The organism is Pseudomonas syringae KCTC 12500 (assembly GCF_000507185.2).
GTDB classification, from domain to species: domain Bacteria; phylum Pseudomonadota; class Gammaproteobacteria; order Pseudomonadales; family Pseudomonadaceae; genus Aquipseudomonas; species Aquipseudomonas syringae.
This window is the reverse complement of record NZ_AYTM02000002.1, coordinates 1,900,476-1,916,562: the sequence shown is the minus strand read 5'-3', so window position 1 is coordinate 1,916,562 and position 16,087 is coordinate 1,900,476. Positions and strand designations below refer to the sequence as shown.

At 60.2% G+C, this 16,087-nt stretch carries 12 protein-coding genes; 10 read left to right on the top strand and 2 right to left on the bottom strand.

Annotated elements, in window-relative coordinates:
• The first annotated feature begins 15 nt into the window (after window positions 1–15).
• The 7 genes from betB (at window position 16) to V476_RS08895 (ending at window position 7,250) form a co-directional block, all read left to right on the top strand.
• On the top strand, window positions 16–1,488 hold the full coding sequence (gene betB / locus V476_RS08925; protein ID WP_003393629.1) for a betaine-aldehyde dehydrogenase: 1,473 nt from the start codon (window positions 16–18) through the stop codon (window positions 1,486–1,488).
• A gap of 140 nt (window positions 1,489–1,628) precedes the next feature.
• Window positions 1,629–3,335: a choline dehydrogenase gene (gene betA, locus V476_RS08920; protein WP_003316138.1), complete on the top strand. Its 1,707-nt coding sequence runs from the start codon at window positions 1,629–1,631 to the stop codon at window positions 3,333–3,335.
• Window positions 3,336–3,618: 283 nt separating this feature from the next.
• Window positions 3,619–4,137: an RNA polymerase sigma factor gene (locus tag V476_RS08915; protein ID WP_024961239.1), complete on the top strand. Its 519-nt coding sequence runs from the start codon at window positions 3,619–3,621 to the stop codon at window positions 4,135–4,137.
• Window positions 4,134–5,117, top strand: a complete 984-nt coding sequence (locus tag V476_RS08910; protein ID WP_024961240.1) for a FecR domain-containing protein — start codon at window positions 4,134–4,136, stop codon at window positions 5,115–5,117. Before V476_RS08915 ends, V476_RS08910 begins: the two co-directional genes overlap by 4 nt.
• A 121-nt stretch (window positions 5,118–5,238) precedes the next feature.
• Window positions 5,239–6,372 (top strand): PepSY-associated TM helix domain-containing protein, encoded by a 1,134-nt coding sequence (locus V476_RS08905; RefSeq protein WP_024961241.1) that lies wholly within the window; start codon window positions 5,239–5,241, stop codon window positions 6,370–6,372.
• A complete protein-coding gene (locus V476_RS08900) occupies window positions 6,369–6,551 on the top strand; it encodes a hypothetical protein (RefSeq protein WP_003316145.1) in 183 nt (60 codons plus the stop codon). The genes V476_RS08905 and V476_RS08900 overlap by 4 nt, the downstream gene beginning before the upstream one ends.
• Window positions 6,552–6,620: 69 nt before the next feature.
• Complete coding sequence (locus tag V476_RS08895; protein ID WP_004415666.1) at window positions 6,621–7,250, top strand: glutathione S-transferase family protein; 630 nt, start codon at window positions 6,621–6,623, stop codon at window positions 7,248–7,250.
• A 193-nt stretch (window positions 7,251–7,443) separates the two neighbouring features.
• On the opposite strand, the gene rloA2 is transcribed toward V476_RS08895, so the two are convergent.
• Entirely contained in the window at window positions 7,444–7,947 is a 504-nt protein-coding gene (gene rloA2 / locus V476_RS08890) for a retropepsin-like aspartic peptidase RloA2 (RefSeq protein WP_003393621.1), read from the bottom strand.
• Between the two features lie 193 nt (window positions 7,948–8,140).
• On the opposite strand from rloA2, the gene V476_RS08885 reads away from it, so the two are divergent.
• Together V476_RS08885 and V476_RS26895 are read left to right on the top strand one after the other, a co-directional pair.
• On the top strand, window positions 8,141–9,034 hold the full coding sequence (locus V476_RS08885; RefSeq protein WP_003341312.1) for a 1-acylglycerol-3-phosphate O-acyltransferase, YihG family: 894 nt from the start codon (window positions 8,141–8,143) through the stop codon (window positions 9,032–9,034).
• Window positions 9,035–9,105: 71 nt separating this feature from the next.
• On the top strand, window positions 9,106–9,357 hold the full coding sequence (locus tag V476_RS26895; protein WP_235810973.1) for a hypothetical protein: 252 nt from the start codon (window positions 9,106–9,108) through the stop codon (window positions 9,355–9,357).
• Window positions 9,358–9,431: 74 nt separating this feature from the next.
• On the opposite strand, the gene V476_RS08880 is transcribed toward V476_RS26895, so the two are convergent.
• Window positions 9,432–9,995 carry a DUF2780 domain-containing protein gene (locus tag V476_RS08880; RefSeq protein ID WP_024691901.1) on the bottom strand — a complete coding sequence of 188 codons (564 nt, stop codon included), beginning with the start codon at window positions 9,993–9,995 and terminating at the stop codon, window positions 9,432–9,434.
• A 180-nt stretch (window positions 9,996–10,175) separates the two neighbouring features.
• Here V476_RS08880 and V476_RS08875 point away from each other — a divergent pair, with 180 nt between their 5' ends.
• The gene (locus V476_RS08875) at window positions 10,176–15,992 is read left to right on the top strand and encodes a hypothetical protein (RefSeq protein WP_024961242.1); all 5,817 of its coding nucleotides are present in this window, start codon (window positions 10,176–10,178) and stop codon (window positions 15,990–15,992) included.
• Window positions 15,993–16,087: the final 95 nt, after the last annotated feature.

Genomic DNA, 16,087 nt, shown 5'->3' with positions numbered 1-16,087 from the left:
ATTTGCGAGGACTTTATGGCCCGTTTTGAACTGCAGAAACTCTACATCGATGGCGGTTATGTCGATGCCAGCAACCCTGAAACTTTCGACGCCATCAATCCGGCGAACGGCGAAGTCCTGGCGCAGATCCAGCGTGCAGGCAAGGACGATGTCGAGCGCGCCGTCGTCGCGGCCGAAAAGGGTCAGAAAATCTGGGCCGCCATGACTGCGGTCGAGCGTTCGCGCATCCTGCGCCGTGCCGTCGACATCCTGCGTGAGCGCAACGATGAACTGGCTGCTCTGGAAACGCTGGACACCGGCAAGGCCATCTCCGAAACCCGCTACGTGGATATCGTGACCGGCGCCGACGTGCTGGAATACTACGCAGGTCTGGTGCCCGCCATCGAAGGCGAGCAGATCCCGTTGCGCGATTCTTCCTTCGTGTACACCCGTCGCGAGCCGCTGGGTGTGGTAGCCGGTATCGGCGCCTGGAACTACCCGATCCAGATCGCACTGTGGAAATCCGCCCCGGCACTGGCGGCAGGCAATGCGATGATCTTCAAGCCGAGTGAAGTCACTTCGCTGACCACCCTGAAGCTGGCAGAAATCTACACCGAAGCAGGCGTACCGAACGGCGTATTCAACGTGCTGACCGGCAGCGGCCGTGAAGTCGGCACCTGGATCACCGAGCACCCGCGCATCGAGAAAGTCTCCTTCACCGGCGGCACCGACACCGGCAAGAAAGTCATGGCCAGCGCCTCGAGCTCGTCGCTCAAGGAAGTGACCATGGAGCTGGGCGGCAAGTCACCGCTGATCGTGTTTGATGACGCCGATCTGGACCGCGCCGCTGACATCGCGATGATGGCCAACTTCTACAGTTCCGGCCAGGTCTGCACCAACGGCACCCGCGTGTTCGTGCCGAACGCCCTGAAGGCCGAGTTCGAAGCGAAAATCCTCGAGCGTGTGAAGCGCATCCGCGCTGGCAACCCGGAAGACGAAAACATCAATTTCGGCCCGCTGGTCAGCTTCGAGCACATGGAAAGCGTGCTGGGCTATATCGCCAAGGGCAAAGAGCAGGGCGCACGTCTGTTGTGCGGCGGCGATCGCCTGACTGGCGGTGTGTTCGACAAGGGCGCGTTCGTTGCGCCGACCGTGTTCACCGACTGCACCGACGAGATGACCATCGTGCGTGAAGAAATCTTCGGCCCGGTGATGAGCATCCTCGGTTACGACACCGAAGATGAAGTGGTGCGCCGCGCCAACGACACCGACTTCGGTCTGGCCGCTGGCATCGTGACCCGCGACCTGAACCGCGCCCACCGCGTGATTCATCTGCTGGAAGCCGGTATCTGCTGGATCAACGCCTGGGGCGAGTCGGCGGCACAAATGCCGGTCGGCGGTTACAAACAGTCGGGCGTTGGTCGTGAGAACGGCATCAGCTCGCTGGCCCAGTACACGCGCATCAAGTCGGTACAGATCGAGCTGGGCGATTACGCCTCGGTTTTCTAAACACGTTTTCAGTGGCACGCGGCAGGCCTCAAGCAGACGCACTCAAAAGCTGCCTGCCGCACCCCATTTTCACGAGTATCGCCTGGCTGCTTCTGCTTGCGGCCAAGGCTTGAAACTCGCAGCTCTATGAGGGAGCCTCTATGACAACTCAATCCGAATACGACTACATCATCATTGGTGCCGGCTCGGCCGGTAACACCCTGGCAGCCCGTCTCACCGAAGACGCAGGCGTCACTGTTCTGCTGCTCGAAGCCGGTGGTCCAGACTACCGTCTGGATTTCCGTACCCAGATGCCTGCCGCCCTGGCATTCCCGCTGCAGGGCCGTCGCTACAACTGGGCCTACGAGACCGAGCCAGAGCCGCACATGAACAACCGCCGGATGGAATGCGGTCGTGGTAAAGGCCTGGGCGGCTCATCGCTGATCAACGGCATGTGCTATATCCGCGGCAACGCGATGGACTACGATGGCTGGGCCAAGGAGCCGGGTCTCGAAGACTGGAGCTACCTCGATTGCCTGCCGTACTTCCGCAAGGCGGAAACCCGCGACATCGGCCCGAATGACTACCACGGTGGTGAAGGTCCGGTCAGCGTGGCCACACCCAAGGCGGGCAACAATCCGCTGTTCCACGCGATGGTCGAGGCAGGCGTACAAGCCGGTTTCCCGCGCACTGACGACCTCAACGGTTACCAGCAGGAAGGTTTTGGTCCAATGGACCGCACCGTGACGCCTAATGGCCGTCGCGCCAGTACCGCCCGTGGTTATCTGGACGAGGCCAAGAAGCGCTCGACCCTGACTATCGTCACTCACGCGCTGACCGATCGCATCCTGTTCGAAGGCAAGCGTGCCGTCGGCGTGGCGTACCTGGTGGGCGACAGCGACACGCGCATCCAGGCCCGTGCCCGCAAGGAAGTGCTGCTGTGTGGCGGCGCAATCGCTTCGCCACAGATTCTCCAGCGTTCCGGCGTCGGCCCGGCCGAAGTGCTGAACAAGCTGGATATTCCGGTGGTTCATGACCTGCCGGGCGTTGGCCAGAACCTTCAGGATCACCTGGAGATGTACCTGCAGTACGCCTGCACCCAGCCGGTGTCGCTGTATCCTTCGCTGAAGTGGTGGAACCAGCCTGCTATCGGTGCCGAGTGGATGTTCCTCGGTACAGGTATCGGTGCGAGCAACCAGTTTGAAGCCGGTGGTTTCATTCGCTCCAGTGAAGCGTTCGAATGGCCGAACATTCAGTACCACTTCCTGCCGGTCGCGATTAACTACAACGGCACCAAGGGCGTTCAGGAACACGGTTTCCAGGCTCACGTCGGCTCCATGCGTTCGCCGAGCCGTGGTCGTGTGCAGGTCAAATCCAAAGACCCGCGCGAGTACCCGAGCATCCTGTTCAACTACATGGCCAGCGAGCAGGACTGGCAGGAGTTCCGCGACGGCATCCGCCTGACTCGCGAGATCATGCAGCAACCGGCACTGGACCCGTACCGTGGCCGCGAAATCAGCCCCGGCATCGACGTGCAGTCCGACGAGGCGCTGGATCAGTTCGTGCGTGAGCATGCCGAAACGGCTTATCACCCGTCCTGCTCGTGCAAGATGGGCACCGACGAGATGGCGGTTGTCGATGGACAGGGTCGCGTGCATGGCCTGCAAAGCCTGCGTGTGGTCGATGCCTCGATCATGCCGATCATCACCACCGGTAACCTGAATGCACCGACGATCATGATCGCCGAGAAAATCGCCGACAAGATTCGTGGTCGCCAGCCTCTGCCACGCAGCACGGCCGACTACTTCGTAGCAGGCGACAAGCCGGCACGCGGCAAGCCGCTGCGCGAGATCAGCCACCAGGCCTGATCTAACGCCCAGGCGTCCTTCCGGGACGCCTTTGATTGTGCATGCTCCAGCGTGGAATGTATTTCACACTGGAGCATTGGCACGATAGTTACGAGATTCTCGTTCCTCACGCTCCAGCAATGCATTTTCCTACGCTCCGCGTCGCAATGGGCGCGGAGCATAGTTACGAGCGCCGACTCGATTCAGACCCTCCTCCCGACAGACGCGAATTGCCACTACCCCTCCGCTCTGCCACAATCGCGAATGATTCTCTTTAGTTAGAACTTTCTCATCGAGGCCATTCGTGTCGTCAGTCCCAAGCACTCATAGCGAGATCGTTGGTGCGCTGTATCGCGATCATCGCGGCTGGCTGCTGGCCTGGCTCAGACGCAATGTCGCCTGCCCGCAACGTGCTCAGGATTTGAGTCAGGACACGTTCTTGCGTTTGCTGGGGCGCCATGAATTGCTTGCGCCCAGAGAGCCGCGTGCTTTCCTGGCAACCGTCGCCAAAGGGTTGATGTTCGATCACTTCAGGCGCGCTGCGCTGGAGCAGGCCTATCTCGGGGAACTGATGCTGGTGCCTGAGGCCGAGCAGCCCTCTCCGGAAAAGCAGATTCTTATTCTGGAAGACCTCAAGGCCATCGACCGCATGCTCGGCACGCTGTCCAGCAAGGCGCGGGCGGCCTTTCTGTACAGTCGCCTCGACGGCATGAGTCACGCCGAGATTGCCGAGAAGCTGGGCGTTTCGGTCTCGCGCGTCAGGCAGTACCTGGCTCAGGCCATGCGGCAGTGCTACGTGGCGCTCTACGGTGAGCCGACGTGAACACCAGACCGGTCTCTGCCCGTGTGCTCGATGCGGCCATCGAGTGGCAGTTGACCATGGACAGCAACGGCGGCAATGACGCCGAGCTGGCGCGCTGGCTGGCCGCCGACGAAGAGCATGCCCGGGCCTGGAGCCAGTTGGGCATGGTCAATCAGCGCTTTGCTTTGCCCGCAGGTCCGGCACGCAAGGCGTTGCAACAGTCACCGGGTGCCCTGCGACACAGTTTGCGCAAGCTCGGTGGCGGTCTGGCCGGAGTGTTCATGGCCTTGGGCCTGGCATTGTTCGTCGGCGACCGCTATCTACCGATAGATTACTGGCTTGCCGACCAGCGCACTGCCACCGGTGAACAGCGCGACGTGCGTCTGGCGGACAACACCCTGATTCGTCTGAACACCCACAGCGCAATCGATGTGCGCTTCGATGCGCAGCAACGTCGGGTCATTCTGCAGGACGGTGAAATACTGGTGCAGACCGGCGATCATGACGACCCGCGGCCCTTCATCGTCGAGACGGCGGATGGAAAGATGCGCGCCCTGGGAACGCGTTTTCTGGTCCGGCGTGAGTCTGATGGAACCCTGCTCAGCGTGTTGCAATCGGCGGTTGTCGCCCACCCGCGCAATGCTCCCGGTGAACAGGTTCTGCGCGAAGGCCAACAGGTGCTGCTGAGCCGCAACGGACTTGGCCCGTTGCTTGGCATGCCTTCCGGCGCCGATGCCTGGACGCACGGCATGCTGGTGGTGGACAACGCGCGGCTGGCGGACATGCTCGCTGAACTGGGGCGCTACCGGACAGGACATCTGGGCGTCGATCCGAAGGTGGCTGATCTGCGGGTGACCGGCACCTTCCCGTTGAATGACACAGACCTGGCGCTCACGGCGCTGCTGCCGACCTTGCCTGTGCAGATAGAACAACACACAGCGTGGTGGGTGTCCGTGCTGCCCAGGGATCAACAGCCCGGTAATCCTCCGGCAAAACTCTGAAACATACCTGTTCATGCAGACAGCGTATCGCCCTGACACTTTTTCGGTTTCGAGCGGCTTAGTCTTACAAGTCATTTCGGGGACGCGCTCAGCGCTGCGTCTCTTCGTCTGTGGATAAACCATGAAAAGCCAAACCGTGCGCCGCTGGTCCATCGTGCATACCTGGAGCAGCCTGATTTGCACCCTGTTCCTGTTGATGCTGGCTGTCACCGGCCTGCCGCTGATCTTTCATCATGAAATCGATCATCTGCTCGGCGACGCTCCGCATTACAAAGAGATGCCTGCCGATACGCCACGCCTGGACCTGGAGCAACTGGCCAGGGCTGCCGAAGCGCATCGCCCCGGCGAGGTGATGCAGTATTTTGGCTGGGACGACGAAGACCCCAATGGCGTAATGGCAATCACCGCTGCAACCGCCGGCACCGAGCCCAACTCGTCGCACACCTTCGCCCTCGATGCGCGCACCGGTGAGGCACTGGAGATGCCTTCTGCCAACGGCGGCTTCATGATGGTCATGCTGCGTCTGCATGTAGACCTGTACGCCAACCTGCCCGGCAAACTGTTGCTGGCGTTCATGGGCTTGCTGTTTGTGGTGGCGATCGTTTCCGGGACCGTGTTGTATGCGCCGTTCATGCGCAAGCTGGAGTTCGGCCAGGTGCGGGTCAATAAATCCAGGCGTACGCGTTGGCTGGACCTGCACAACCTGATCGGCGTAGTGACACTGACCTGGGCGCTGGTGGTCGGCGTGACCGGGGTGATCAGCGCCTGTGCCGATCTGCTGATTGCCTCCTGGCGCAATGACGAGCTGGCCACCATGATCGCTCCTTACAAAGACGCGCCGCCATTGAGCCAGCGCGCCCCGGCGACACGATTGCTGGAGATTGCCGAATCCGCTGCGCCCGGCATGCAGGCCGATTTCATTGCCTTCCCCGGCACGCGCTTCTCCAGCGAGCATCATTACGCGGTGTTCCTCAAAGGCAATACGCACCTGACTGCGCACCTCGCCACCCCGGTGCTGATCGACGCCCGGACCCTGCAAGTCACCGCCGTGGTCGAACGTCCCTGGTACATGGACGCACTGGGCATGTCGCAACCTCTGCATTTCGGTGATTACGGCGGCATGCCTATGAAGATTCTCTGGGCCGTGCTGGACGTGCTGACCATCATCGTGCTCGGCAGCGGCGTTTATCTGTGGTGGGTAAGGCGTCGTGCCGCGCGCTCGGTGAGCACTGTTCAGGCTCAGGTGGCGCAATGAGCTCCAGGCCATCGCGATTCTGGAAGACCTTTGCGATACCCACCGTGATAGCGCTGCTTATCGGCGTCGGCTTGTTCGCCGCGCTGCTGGGTGACGGCTGGTGGGATACGCTGGCGTGGCTGGGCATGGGGACGGCAGCCCTGTTGAGTATCAAGGGCTTGCTGGTGCGGCGGGGCTGATTGAAACGCTGATTGCAGACGCGTCACAGGCTGACTAGTCTAGGATCCTGTCTCATTCGAGGAATACCCATGTCAGCGCCCACGATGACGTTGTACTTCAACGCGGCTTCACCCTTCGCCCGCAAGGTGATGGTGATGCTGCATGAAACGGCTCAGCTCGATCGCGTCGAGTTACAGACCACAGTACTGACACCGGTCAGCCCGTCTGCCGAGCTCAACGAAGACAACCCGGCCGGCAAGCTTCCCGCGTTAAGGCTGGCCGACGGTAATGTCATTCATGACAGCCGGGTGATTCTTGATTATCTCGACCATCAGCACGTTGGCCTGCCACTGATCCCCCGGGAAGGCTCGGCCCGCTGGAGGCGCCTGACCCTGGCTTCGCTGGCCGATGCGTTGCTGGATGCGGCGGTGCTGATCCGCTACGAAACCGCCTTGCGTCCGCAGGAAAAACACTGGGACCAGTGGCTGGACAACCAGCAGCAGAAGATTGAACGCTCGCTGCATTACTTCGAAAGCGACGCGATCACCGAGCTCAGCACTTGCTTCGATGTCGCATCGATCAGCGTTGCCGTTGCACTTGGATATCTGGATTTTCGCCAGCCGGATCTCAACTGGCGCAGTACTTATCCGCGACTGTCCGCCTGGTACCTGGACGTCAGTCAACGGCCATCGATGATCGCGACCCAGCCGCCGGTTTGAGTCAATCTGCGCCGCGCCCTATGTTCAGGATAGGACGCAGAGCGTCCTGAACGGCATACCCACGCGGAGCATGGGCACGATGGTGTTCTTACGGTCACCTATCGTTCCTCACTCCAGCGTGGGAATGCCGTGGGTGACGCTCTGCGTCACAGATCTGCGGAGCGTCGTATGATCGCTGGGACTCTGAACAACCTCAGCAATCAGGCTCGTCAGCGGTGTAGCGACGGGCCGGATTGACCGCGGCGTCGAATTCACGCAGTGCCTTGGCACCGATCAACAGCGGGAAGTTGAAGTGGCTGCGGTCCACCAGATTGACCTCGACCGTGCGCTTCTTGTCGCCCAGGCACAGTTCCAGGTCAACGACAGGACGCTTGGCAGGGTTGATGCCTTCGTCATCATCGTCATCACCTTCGGCGCGTCCCTTGATCTTGCTGATCCGCGAGACCTTGTGCTCATACACCTTGTCGTCCGCACCCTTGGTTGCCAGGCGGAAACGTACCCAGTCATCACCATCGCGCTTGAACAACTCGATGTCCTTTGCCGACAGCGAGGCGGTCAGTGCGCCGGTGTCCATCTTGGCCTTGAAGGTCTGGCCTATTTCCGCAACCTTGATGTTCTCGTAGCGACCATACAACGTCGGTTCAGCAGCCATGACCGGCAGGGCCAGCAAAGACAATAGCGCCAGGATCGGTTTCACGTGAGAGGTTCCTCGCAATAGTCAGCGCCTGATTGGCGCCCGGGTTTAGACAGCGAACCTGCTGTAGGTTCGTCAGGATAAATATGACGTCAGCATAAAGGCCGAGACGTGAAACATTTGTAAGCACCTGTGTAATTGGCGTAAAACGCGTGGGTCTTTATTATTGCCGCCCCTGAACCTTCAAGAGTCCGTTATGCGCCGTCTGCTCACCGGCTGTTTTGTTGCCTTGCTGTTACTGATCAATACGCTGGTGCTGATCGGTCCGCTATTGGTTTTTGCGCTGCTCAAGCTGCTGTTCAGAGGCCGGATGCGCGATCGCTGTTCGGCTGCGGTGATGTGGATCGCCGAAACCTGGGCCGAGATCGACAAGGTCATCTTCGCCACCTGCATACCGACGCAGTGGGACATTCGTGGCGATGAAGGGCTGCGTGGTGACACCTCCTACCTGGTCATCAGCAATCATCAGTCGTGGGTGGATATTCCCGCGCTGGTCCAGGCACTCAACCGGCGCACACCGTTCTTCAAGTTCTTCCTGAAAAAAGAACTGATCTGGGTACCGTTGCTGGGCCTCGCGTGGTGGGGGCTGGACTACCCGTTCATGAAGCGCTACAGCAAGGCGTTCCTGGCGAAGCATCCGCAGCTCAAGGGCAAGGACCTGGAAATCACCAAGGCCGCCTGTGAGCTGTTCAAGCGCCAGCCGGTGACCATCGTCAATTACCTGGAAGGCACGCGCTTCACCGCGGCCAAACATGCGGCCCAGGGCTCGCCGTATACCCATCTGCTCAAACCCAAGGCCGGCGGCGTTGCCTTCGTGCTGGCGGCAATGGGCGAGCAACTCGATGCCATCCTGGACGTCACGGTCGTGTATCCCGAATCAGGCATTCCCGGTTTCTGGGACATGCTCTGCGGCCGGGTTTCCAACGTGATCGTCGACATCCGGACCCGCGAGCTGGACCCGGCGCTGTGGCAGGGCGATTACGAAAACGACCCTGTGTTTCGCGAGAAAGTGCAGGGTTGGGTCAATCAGCTCTGGGTCGAGAAAGATGCACGCATTGCGGCGTTGCGGCTGGAGTTGCCTGGGCACTGACAGTTCTGACAGGTAGACGAGGCGAAACTGGCGGGTGAGACTGGCCTTTAATATTGCCGGAATCCGCTCTCATGTCATCGCCCGACGTTTCGCTGATCGGCTCATACCGTTACGACGCACTGGACCGACTGGCAAGCCTGGCCCCTGCGCCGCCATGCGTTTGTCTAAAGGGCATGCTATCCCTGCAAACATCCGCACTGGGCGTACCCGGTTTTACAGGGCAGACGATTGATCCGATCACTGGATATTACTTGCTCGGCAATTACCTGAAGACCGCAGCACCGCCATGGTTGGCGCGGCCTTCAATTCAGCGGGTGCGTTGATCTCAGGCGCTATGCAAAAAAAGCAGTACAAAAGCGGAGATATATTGAGGGCGGCTACGCGTATAAGGTCCGGTTCAGCTCCCGGCACCCCATAACCCACTCAAACTCTGCAACGCCGAACCGCTGGCACCTTGCTGCCCCAGGTACTGCAGAATCAGCGGGGCAAACTGGCTGACCATTGTGCTGTCCATGCCCAACGCCTTGAAGGCGTTATTCACATCACCCATGCTCTGCACGTTGCCCAGCGCGCTGTTGAGCATCGAGCTATTGCCCGATTTGCCGCCCAGCAGGCTGCCCAGCCCGTTGGCGCCGCCCAGGCTTTCCAGCGCGGACGTTCCGGACATTTGCTCCAGTCCCGGAACCGATTTGGCCAACTGCGAATAATCGGTGCTGGTCAGTTTGTTTTTCGCCAGCCCCAGCAATGCGCCCGTCCCGCCAACCGCCTGTTCCGGGGTGACATTGAGCTGCGTACCGAGGGTATTGAGCAGCCCCGCGACTTCGGGTGCCGCCGTGGCTTTCTGATTGCCATTGGTGGCATTGGAGACCGCGTTCGCGGCGTCATTCAGATTGAAGGCGAATGCAGGGCTTGCACCCACCGCCATCAACGTTGCCAAAGCCATTGCGCGTGCAGTTTTCATTGCGTCACCTTTATCGAACCGGAACCGCCCGTGAGTGGGCGATGAAGCAGAGGGTTTGACTGGAGGAACAGAAGCTTGTTCCCGGTGTGCCCGGCGTTGTCATAGAACATCTATGTATTACCCGGCTTTTTCCGCGAAACAGCATGGTGTCGGTCATTTGGAATGCACGGAGCATCAGCAATGACCGACACCTACACCGCATCACTTCCTTCCATATCAGCTGCCGGCCGGGAAAGTCTTCAGCACATGCTGACAACTGAGGGTAGCGAGCAGCTGGCCGCCATTCTCCAACGGCCCCGGCCTGAAGGTTTCACGCTTCTGGACGAGATCCAGGTACTCGGAGCAGCCAGCTCGTTCGGGCGATGGGCCGACGACATCGAACTCCTGAATACCCTGAAATCAGTGCTGTTTGACGATGAGCTTAACGCGCTTGGCGACAGCACCGAACGTGTTGCCCGTTCCGTCGATTCGCCAGTATCGGATGCGGGCCCCGAGCACGAACTGGCCAAGGCGGTGTTCGATATTGCGCAGAGTCATCAGCGCGAGTCCCATTCGCCGAGCGTCCGAGCCGAGCGCATCGATCGCGCCCGGGGCGATTACCCCAGGTTGCTGAATACGCTGCGCGCACGCCTGCGGGACGTGAAGACCGGCACCTGTATGACCAACAGCGTGTTCATGGCCGTAGCTGACGACTCGCCGCTGTTTGCCGGCGTCGCTTTTGGCAGTTCGATATTGCAGCAGTTCAAGACGTTGCTGCGGGTTATCGCCCGCGTGGATCCGGCTGGCGATATCGATGAAGATCTGTTGCCCGGGGTACGCCGTAAAGACCTGCGCTACGTTCTTGATCTGGTCGACAAGACTCAGATGGATTTCAGACAGCCTTTCACCTGTGTGCTGCATGTCAGGATGAATGAAGGCAGGCCGGTTCACTTGCTGCAACTGCAGGGCGTCTCCAGAGGGCGGCAACCTGCGTATGCCACGCTGTCAGACCTGCACCTGCGGGTCATCCGTTTCACGGACAGCCTGACCCCGTTGGCGCCGCATCTGGAGTCGGCGGATGCCAGGTGCATTCTGGCCATTCGCGACGATCAAGCCGTTTCACTGCATGGTCTGCTCGATTACTACGGTGTCGACATTCCCTTGGCTGCCACACGAGACGATCTGCTGCAGGTGATCACTGCGCTGTTGCCCGGAGAGCGCGAAGCCCATCTCGCGATGCTTGCGCGCGCGTTGCCTTTCACCCTCGCAGAACACCAGCATTTTATGCTCGATACGTCGCAGGTCTACACCTTTCGGCAGCACAAGGTCCAGGCGCATGGAACTGACGATTACGGTGTCATCGACCTTGAGCTGGAGAAGGAGATGCGGTGGCATCTTGATCGATGTCGCACTTTGCTGAACAGCTACCGGCATTTCGGTGCATCGCTGCAAGACAACGAAAACGCGCTGCTGGCAATGTTCCAGCAAGCCGGTGGCATCACCCTGAAACTGGTTGTCTACGACAGCGACGGCCACCACGATGTCTACCGCGAGCAGCACACCGTCAATCCCTGGCGCGCGAAGGATCTTGCCGGATACTTCGACGCGGCGCGCCAGGAACTGTCGTCTTACATGATCAACACCATTCGCTATGGCGAAGCCGAGGGGGCGATCAATATCGAACGGCTGATCGTGGAAGTGATCGTGCCCAATCCTGTCCAGCGTAGCCATTCGCTGAGCGATATCGACATCGAAGCCTTCGATATCCGCAGCAAAGAACCTCCGTTTCTGTACGTGGATCCCCTTGCGCTTGGGGCTTATGACGTCATCAGGTCGCGGTTCGTGGAACTGACCGAGGAGTTGCGCGAGGTGCAATGGGACGTCGGCCACTCGGTGACATTGCAGCGCGCGGTCCGTTATCTGCTGGCCCATTACCAGGAGGACCTGCCGGCTTTGCCGCACGCGCAGCGTCAGGCGGCCTATGCGCGGCGCTTGAATGACGCAGTCAACACCTACTACAGAGTGATTGCGCAGAACCTCGAGGATCAACAGCGACTGCAAGTCGTTCTGCAGCCTACCCAGCCGGAGTTCGTGGCGCGTGAACTGTGTCGTTATCTGGGGCTGAACGAATCCTGTTGGCCGGTGATTGCGCGGTCTTCGTTCGATATCAGCTACCAGGCCGGCTGGATCAATACCGGCACGTTTTTCAAGCATGAAGAGTCGGCCGGTTATCGAACACTGCTGAGTGTGGTGTATGACGAAGACCTGCGCCGCGAGCTGGCGCTTGCCGACAATCGTGATGAACGGCTCGGGCGACTGGCTCAGGCGCTCGCCGATAAAACCCGTTACACAGCAAGTCTGGACGCCCTGCAAGCGAAGCTGACCGGCTTATTCGACGCGAACATTGCCTTCGTCAACAACGGCCAGCTGCCTGCTCGACTGACCGCGCCACAGGCAGCGTTCAAACTTGAGGCCGAGAATTACGCGATCCGGGCGACCGAAACCTACCGGGCGCTGGAGGCCGAGCGGCTCGTGCTGGTTTCAGGTACGGCCGCCTTGCGCCTGCAGACTCTGGAAGGGACTGCGCTGTCGGACAGTGACAGACCGGTTCATTGCATCGAGTTATTGAACGCCGACGAGAAGGTCCGGCTTGAAGCCAGTGCTCTGGCGTTCAGGCAGATGTTGAGCGCCCGGGCGAACGACGATGACATTCAGAACATGTCGACCAGCGCACAGCATGTGCTGCAACTGGTGCATCAGGTCGGCGGACTGATTCCTGTGCTGGGCAACTTCATCAACCTGGGATTCGATATTTACGACGGCAATGATGAAGGCATCGCGATGGATGCAGTCAACATCATTGCCGAGTTGGTGCTGTGCAAAATGCGCACGGTCCCTCCCAGGGTGCTGGGTGTACTGATGCTGCAAGGCACCAATATCTGGACGATGAGCCAGCAGGTCCAGGCCCTCGGCGAGTCGATCAAGGCCAACGACTACGAGGAGTCTGTGAAGAACTTCGGCTTTATGCTGGTCGGTCTGCATTCGGCGCTGCATTGCGGCATATCAGCGGTGAAGGGGCTCCGGTCCGCGAGACCGCATGATCAACCGACCGTCAGCCAGCACGCCGTGTCTGACCGGTCTGATCTGACCGAAACGGTTCGACACCCTGAGCACAGCGATGCCATCGAGGGCGAACACCTCGCGCGGCGTCGGCCGTCCACAAGCAGCTCTCACTGGCGGGTTTCCGAGGATGGGCAGATATCCGAGCGGCCGACGGGCAGAAAGGTCACGCGCCTCGACTGGAACGGCAACGCGATGGTCGAAGGTGGCGCTCGGGCGGTGCTGCTGGGTGGCATCAGCGAGAAGATCTACATGCTCAACGGCTTTGCCTGCCGGGCGGTCAGCGGGGTGGCAGGAACGGAATTGCGACCTCTGCATGCGCTGGACCTGGAAGCAGGGCAATGGCGCAGGCATCCGCAGTCAACGGTCGACGCCCCGCAGCTTTCACGTTTTGCCCACACCGAAGATTTTCCGCTTGGCTTCAGCGGTCGCCCGGAACGTTTTCTGGCTCCCGCTAACACGGTCAGCTGGTATGACAACTGCGTGGCGACGCTTGAAACAGTCTCCGTGCGGGTCATCGACGCAGATAGCAGGGTAAGCCAGCAGACCATGGCGCTTGGTGTGATCGAGCACAAATACGTCACCGAGCGTAATGGTCATGTCGAAGTACTCGAACATGCGGGCACCGATGTCGAGACGACCGCCTTCATTCGCGCTGACGGCAGCCGCATGGAAGTCGCCAGAATGTTGCCTGCCATACCGGCCTACAAGCCTGAAATCCAGGCAGAGATCGTCGCGGCTCAAGGCATGTTCGTGACCGTCCGGCTAAGCGACACGCTGCAAGGTCTGGTCGGCAGAAAGACCGTGGCGGGTGTCCTGGCGACGCTCAGTGATGGCAGCGGACAGGAACTGGTGATCGAAGCGGATCGCGGTGTTCACTACCGCGGCACTGTGCCCATCGAGAACTTCCTGGCGCTGGCGCCGGGCGAGACGTTGCACGACCAGCCACCTGTTGCTCTGACTTTGCAGAAAATCAGTCCGAAAGCAGATCCCAAGCGAGCGTTGCCCCACCTGTGGCGCGACCAGTCGGATTATCGCAACGGGATTGCCCATGATGACTTTGCGCTGGAGCTGTTCTACGGTTCGAAGGCAGCGAACGAAGCCTACGCACGCAACCCTCAGTGGGTTGCCAGGAACATCGACGCTGTGGCCAAAATCAAATCGCGGCTGCCCTCGTCCATTACCACGGTGGAAAATCCCTTTTATGTACTCGATACCCCCGCGGAACTGGCCATTCTTTTTGCTGCGCGTAACCAGGCGGCGCTGGCCAACACCTTGCTGGGCCATACCATTGAGTGGGGGGCGGCATCGAGATCTCGGGAGTTGAGCCTGGGGGAAAATATCCTCAAACAGCTTCGTTTGAACGAGCCGCTTCTGGCTGCACAGGAAAACATTCCGCCGCTCGCCAGCGAGCGGAGCGGCTTCGTCAGTCAGCTTCAGGAGAAGCTGGCCCGGAACAACCTGATGATGGCAGAAGTCAGCCTGAAGTCAGGCGAGAAAGCCTGGTTCGCCCATTCGCCTGCCAGGCATCTCGGCATGCTGGCGGGGCATCTCCACGACGAGTTTTACCTGAGTCATTCGGGGTCTGTCATCGATGATATCGAAGCCTGTTTTACCGACCCGTCGAGAATCGAAAGTATCGCGGTGCTGTCCCTTGATGATGTCTCGGAAACCGATGCGCGACGCATTTTTCTCTCCTCGCAGCGCGGCTATACCTATGAGTCGGTCACCAGCCTGGAGCAGCCGGCCGAGCATGCACATCTGAGCGGTGCGCAACTGCAACTGCACATCGACGACGCCCTTTATCCCGAGCGCACCCGAGGTGTGGGGATTGCCAGCGCGGCTGTCGACCTGACCGGTGCCGAGGCGATCAGCAGCGGGCCAAAGCGCGGCAGTTACTCGATTGAAGGGCGTGACTACATCAAGCTGGATAATGGCAGGATCTACCGGGCCGACTGGGATGAGCGCAACGGGGTGTTTCTGCTGGTGCCGCCGCAAGGCCGGTCGCGCGCCGAGACCCTGGCACTGCCCTGGGTGCGTCACATCGGCGGGCATGAGTTCACGCTGATCAACCGGCCAGCGCTCAAGGGCGGCAATGTCATCGATCAGATGATCTGCAGCATCCGCACCCGGCGGCCGGCCGGTAGTTTGGCAACCCACGAAACCCATTCCGCTCATGACACGGCGAGCGGAACGCTTCAGGTTCACCATGAAGACCTGCACATCATGAACGACGACGTTCTGGTGCCCGGCAAGCTCAATGTGCCATTGAGTCTGTTCCACTCCATCGCAGCGGATCGTGACGGTTATGTGAGGCTTGAAGCCAAGGCAGCGGTGCCTGAAAGCTGCATCTCCAGCACCGAATTTCTGGTCTCGAAATATGCCGGTGGGCAAGTCGCGTTCGATTACCGGGGCGAGAGCCTGGGCGATCCGACGCCCCTGGTGCCCAATGTCGAGGTCGTCGCCCTGCAGGATGGCCAGCCGGTGAGCCTGAATATCACGACAACAGCGCTCGATGACTGGATAAGTGCACGCGACCACTCTGACTACTTTGTCGGCGAGCAGTCATTTCCCGAGATCGGCGAAGGTATCGGTTTCATCGAGCGAGGTGGGCTGGAGGGCAGCCCGTCCTCTGACTACCCGTTTCATTTCATGTTCGTGGCCGGGAAAGTGCTGGACCAGAACGGGCAGATTACCGGCGTGCTGGCCTCGGATTTGTCCGAGCCTGCACGTGAGCCTGATCAAAATGGAGTCACGCCGCAATTGCCCGCCAGACGGAACTGGAACCTTGGTCTTTTCCCGTCAATCGACAGCATGCGCGGGTCGCCGGAACCTGACAGCAACGCCTACGTGCAGGAGCATTATTATTCGGTATGGGTGAGGGCTGTGCGGGAGTAGGGCGCGTCCCCGGCGTTTTTCGTCCTGCAGGCGGAACGGCCTAGTAGTTCTGCTAGCTGCGCGCAAGCAGGGAGTCAGCCCAGACTGGCTGCCAT